General features: G+C 69.7%; 6 protein-coding genes. 5 read left to right on the top strand and 1 reads right to left on the bottom strand.

The window, feature by feature from the left end:
• Window positions 1-367 (bottom strand): PQQ-dependent sugar dehydrogenase (locus AX685_RS13705; RefSeq protein WP_197418619.1); only part of this gene is annotated, 367 nt, incomplete at its 3' end.
• 191 nt (window positions 368-558) lie between these two features.
• On the opposite strand from AX685_RS13705, the gene rimP reads away from it, so the two are divergent.
• The 5 genes from rimP to AX685_RS13680 form a co-directional block, all read left to right on the top strand.
• The gene (rimP, locus tag AX685_RS13700; protein WP_066489621.1) at window positions 559-1,137 is read left to right on the top strand and encodes a ribosome maturation protein RimP; all 579 of its coding nucleotides are present in this window, start codon (window positions 559-561) and stop codon (window positions 1,135-1,137) included.
• A complete protein-coding gene (nusA, locus tag AX685_RS13695; RefSeq protein ID WP_066489619.1) occupies window positions 1,137-2,762 on the top strand; it encodes a transcription termination factor NusA in 1,626 nt (541 codons plus the stop codon). The genes rimP and nusA overlap by 1 nt, the downstream gene beginning before the upstream one ends.
• Window positions 2,762-3,001: a tautomerase family protein gene (locus AX685_RS13690; RefSeq protein WP_066489617.1), complete on the top strand. Its 240-nt coding sequence runs from the start codon at window positions 2,762-2,764 to the stop codon at window positions 2,999-3,001. The genes nusA and AX685_RS13690 overlap by 1 nt, the downstream gene beginning before the upstream one ends.
• Window positions 3,002-3,124: 123 nt before the next feature.
• Complete coding sequence (locus AX685_RS13685) at window positions 3,125-3,835, top strand: DUF448 domain-containing protein (protein WP_066489615.1); 711 nt, start codon at window positions 3,125-3,127, stop codon at window positions 3,833-3,835.
• On the top strand, window positions 3,832-4,157 hold a 326-nt coding region (locus AX685_RS13680), incomplete at its 3' end, for a translation initiation factor IF-2 associated domain-containing protein (RefSeq protein WP_197418618.1). The genes AX685_RS13685 and AX685_RS13680, both read left to right, overlap by 4 nt.

Here is a 4,157-nt window from a genome sequence, read left to right as displayed (position 1 = left end):
CCGAATAGCTGAAATAGACCCGCCGCGACCGCGCGAAATCGGGCGCGGCGACGACATCCATCAACGCCCCCTGCCCCGCCGAGCTGACCGGCAGCGTCGCGATCGTGCGGCGCTGGCGGCCGTCGGCGGACACCAGCAACATCTGCCCGTCCTTCTGCGTCACCAGGATGCGCGCATCGGGAAGGAAGGCGATCGCCCAGGGCGAATCGAACTGCGCGACCGCGGTCGTCGCGAACCCGCCGGCGGGCGTGGCGCTGGCGGCGGGCGACGGCGTGGCGGTGGGCGCCGGGGCCGGGCCGTTCGCCTCCTCCCCGGTGCAGGCGGTCGAGGCGGCGAGCAGGGCGGTGAACATCAGCGGGCGGATCATCGGCGGCACACTCCCTCGACGCGGCGATACGATATGGCTCAAAGATGACAGCGGCGGCTTGGTTCCGCCAGAAGGCTTGCGGCGGCGGCGCAACACGGCTATATCGCCCGTACTTTCTCTTACATCGCGAGGTGCAAGGGGCTGCGGGGTTCGCTCCGCGGCGGCGAAAAACGCATGTCCGGAAGGTCCGCTTGAACGATATCAACACCCTCACCCGTCTGATCGAGCCGGAGGCGCAGGCGCTCGGCTTCGCGCTGGTGCGCGTGCGATTGTTCGGGAAGGACGACGAACGCACGCTGCAGGTGATGGCCGAACGGCCCGACACGCGCCAGCTGACGATCGACGATTGCGCGGAGCTGTCGCGGCGGCTGTCCGACGTGCTCGACGCGATGGAGGCCGAGGGCCGCGACCCGATCGAGGGCGCGTACCGGCTGGAAGTGTCGTCGCCGGGGATCGACCGCCCGCTGACGCGCCGCCAGGACTTCGCCGACTGGACCGGGCATGAGGCGCGGATCGTCCTGACCGAGGCGGTCGACGGGCAGAAGCAGTTCAAGGGCGAGTTGGAGGGGATCGACGCCGACGGCCTGATCGCGATCCGCCACCCGCGCACCGGCGAGGTCGCGCACGCGCCGTTCGCGCTGATCGCCGATGCCAAACTGGTGCTGACCGACCGGCTGATCGCTGCCACGGTGCCGCTGTCGATGGACGGCGCCGACGAAGAGATTTTGGACACGTCCGCCACGACGGACGAAGCAGAGGAAACCCACTGATGGCCACCGGCGTCACCGCCAACCGTGCGGAGCTGATCGCGATCGCCAATTCGGTCGCGTCGGAGAAGATGATCGACAAGGCGATCGTCATCGAGGCGATGGAGGACGCGATCCAGCGCGCCGCGCGCACGCGCTACGGCCAGGAAATGGACATCCGCGCGAAGCTGGACCCGAACAACGGCGACCTGCGGCTGTGGCGCGTCGTCGAGGTGGTCGAGGAAGTCGACGACATCTACAAGCAGGTCGACGTCAAGGGCGCGCAGAAGCTGCAGGCCGGCGCCGCGGTGGGCGACTATCTGGTCGATCCGCTGCCGCCGATCGAATTCGGCCGCATCCAGGCGCAGGCCGCCAAGCAGACCATCTTCCAGAAGGTCCGCGACGCCGAGCGCGAGCGCCAGTATGAGGAATTCAAGGACCGCGCGGGCGAGATCATCACCGGCGTCGTCAAGCGCGTCGAGTTCGGCCACATCGTCGTCGACCTGGGCCGTGCCGAGGGCGTGATCCGCCGCGACGCGCAGATCCCGCGCGAGGTGGTGCGCGTCAACGACCGCATCCGCAGCCTGATCCTGAAGGTGGTGCGCGAGAACCGCGGGCCGCAGATCTTCCTGTCGCGCGCGCATCCCGACTTCATGAAGAAGCTGTTCGCGCAGGAAGTGCCCGAGATCTACGACGGCATCATCGAGATCAAGGCCGCCGCCCGCGATCCGGGCAGCCGCGCCAAGATCGGCGTCATCAGCCACGATTCGTCGATCGACCCGGTCGGCGCGTGCGTCGGCATGAAGGGCAGCCGCGTCCAAGCCGTCGTGCAGGAAATGCAGGGCGAGAAGATCGACATCATCCCGTGGTCGCCCGACACCGCGACCTTCGTCGTCAACGCGCTGCAGCCCGCCAACGTCGCGCGCGTGGTGATCGACGAGGAAGAGGACCGGATCGAGGTGGTCGTCCCCGACGACCAGCTGTCGCTGGCGATCGGGCGCCGTGGTCAGAATGTGCGCCTCGCCAGCCAGCTGACCGCCAAGGCGATCGACATCCTGACCGAAACCGACGCCAGCGAGAAGCGCCAGCAGGAGTTCGTCAAGAATTCCGAGACGTTCCAGAACGAGCTGGACGTCGACGAGACGCTGGCGCAGCTGCTGGTCGCCGAGGGCTTCGGCGCGCTGGAAGAGGTCGCCTATGTCGAGCTGGACGAACTGGCGGGCATCGAGGGCTTCGACGAGGATCTGGCGCAGGAGCTGCAGAGCCGTGCGCAGGAAGCGCTCGATCGCCGCGAACAGGCCAACCGCGAGGAGCGGCAGGCGCTGGGCGTCGAGGATGCGCTGGCCGAGCTGCCATATCTGACCGAGGCGATGCTGGTCACGCTGGGCAAGGCCGGGATCAAGACGCTCGACGATCTGGCCGACCTGGCGACCGACGAGCTGATCGAGAAGAAGCGCGTCGAACCGCGCCGTCGCAACGAGGACGCCCCGAAGCGTCCCGAGCACAAGGGCGGCGTGCTGGGCGAGTACGGCCTGACCGAGGAGCAGGGCAACGAGATCATCATGGCCGCGCGCGCGCACTGGTTCGACGACGAGCCGGGGGAGGAACCGGCGGGCGAAACGGCCGATGAGGAGCAGCAGGACGCCTGATGCCGTTCGTATCGATCCGACTGGCCGGCACCGCGAGTGTGGAGCAGAAGGCGGGGATCGTGGCCGATGTCACGTCCTCGCTGGTCACGCGGCTGGGCAAATCCCCCGCCGCGGTCCAGGTCGTGATCGAGGAAGTCTCCCCCGAGAATTACGGCGCCGGCGGCATCCTGATCGCGCACCGCGACCAGCCGCCGCGCGCGCAACCGAGGGAGGACGCGCATGCGGAACCCTCGCAATGAGCCGCTAACGCTCCACCATTTTCGTCACCCCGGCCTTGCGCCGGGGGCCATCGATCCGCGAACGCTGCGCTCGCGGCGTCATGGATCCCCGGTCACGCCCGGCATGACGGACGGAGGCGCCGCATGACCGCCGCGCCCGAACGCTCCTGCATCCTCAACCGCGAGCGCGCGTCGCCGGCGCAGCTGATCCGGCTGGCGCTGGCGCCGGACGGGCGGGTGCTGCCTGACGTGCGCGCCAAGGCGCCTGGTCGCGGTGCGTGGATCGGTGTGGATCGCGCGGAGCTGGAGACGGCGATCGCCAAGGGCAAGCTGCGCGGCGCGCTGGCGCGCGCGTTCAAGGGCGCGGCGCTGACCGTTCCCGACGATCTGCCCGCGCTGGTCGCCGCCGCGCTGGAACGCAACGCGCTCGACCGGCTGGGGCTCGAATCGCGTTCCGGCACGCTGCTGACCGGGTCGGAGCGGATCGAGAAGGCGGCGCGCGCGGGCAAGCTGCACGCGCTCTATCATGCCGCCGACGCCAGCGACGACGGTGTGCGCCGGCTGGCACAGGCGTGGCGCGTGGGCCGCGACGAAGAAGGAAGTTCGCTGAAGGGCTTGGCGTTGCCGGTCGACCGCCCCATATTGTCGTTGGCGCTGGGCCGCGAAAATGTGGTACACATCGGCGTCATCGACCGCGCGGCGGCCGGCCGGCTGGGCGAAGCGCTCGGCCGCTGGCTGCAATTTATCGGCCCTGATCCTATCCACGCACCTTGCGCTACGGCCGCGCAAGGCGCATCGGCGCCCGGTTCCGTCCGGGCGCAAACGGCCGTGACGACAGACGAGGAATGTGAGTGAGCGATACCGACAACGACAAGCCGAAACTCGGAATGCGCGCGCCCCTGGGGCTGAAGCGCACGGTCGAGACCGGCAAGGTGAAGCAGAGCTTCAGCCACGGCCGTAGCAATACGGTGGTGGTCGAGGTGAAGCGTCGCCGCGTGCTCGGTCCGCAGGGCGGCGCGCCCGAGGCGACGCCCGCCCCCGCTGCGCCGCCGCCGCCGCCGCCGCCGCAGCCCACCGCGGCAGCCGCCGCTGCGCCGCGCCGCCCGGCCCCGTCGAACGAGACCGCGCAGGAGCGCCAGGCACGCCTGCTGCGCGAGGCCGAGGACCAGCGCATGCA

The sequence above is a fragment of the Sphingomonas sp. CCH9-F2 genome (assembly GCF_001556735.1).
GTDB lineage: Bacteria > Pseudomonadota > Alphaproteobacteria > Sphingomonadales > Sphingomonadaceae > Sphingomonas > Sphingomonas ginsenosidimutans.
The sequence above is the reverse complement of the archived record's forward strand: the minus strand, read 5'-3'. Positions and strand labels throughout refer to the sequence as shown.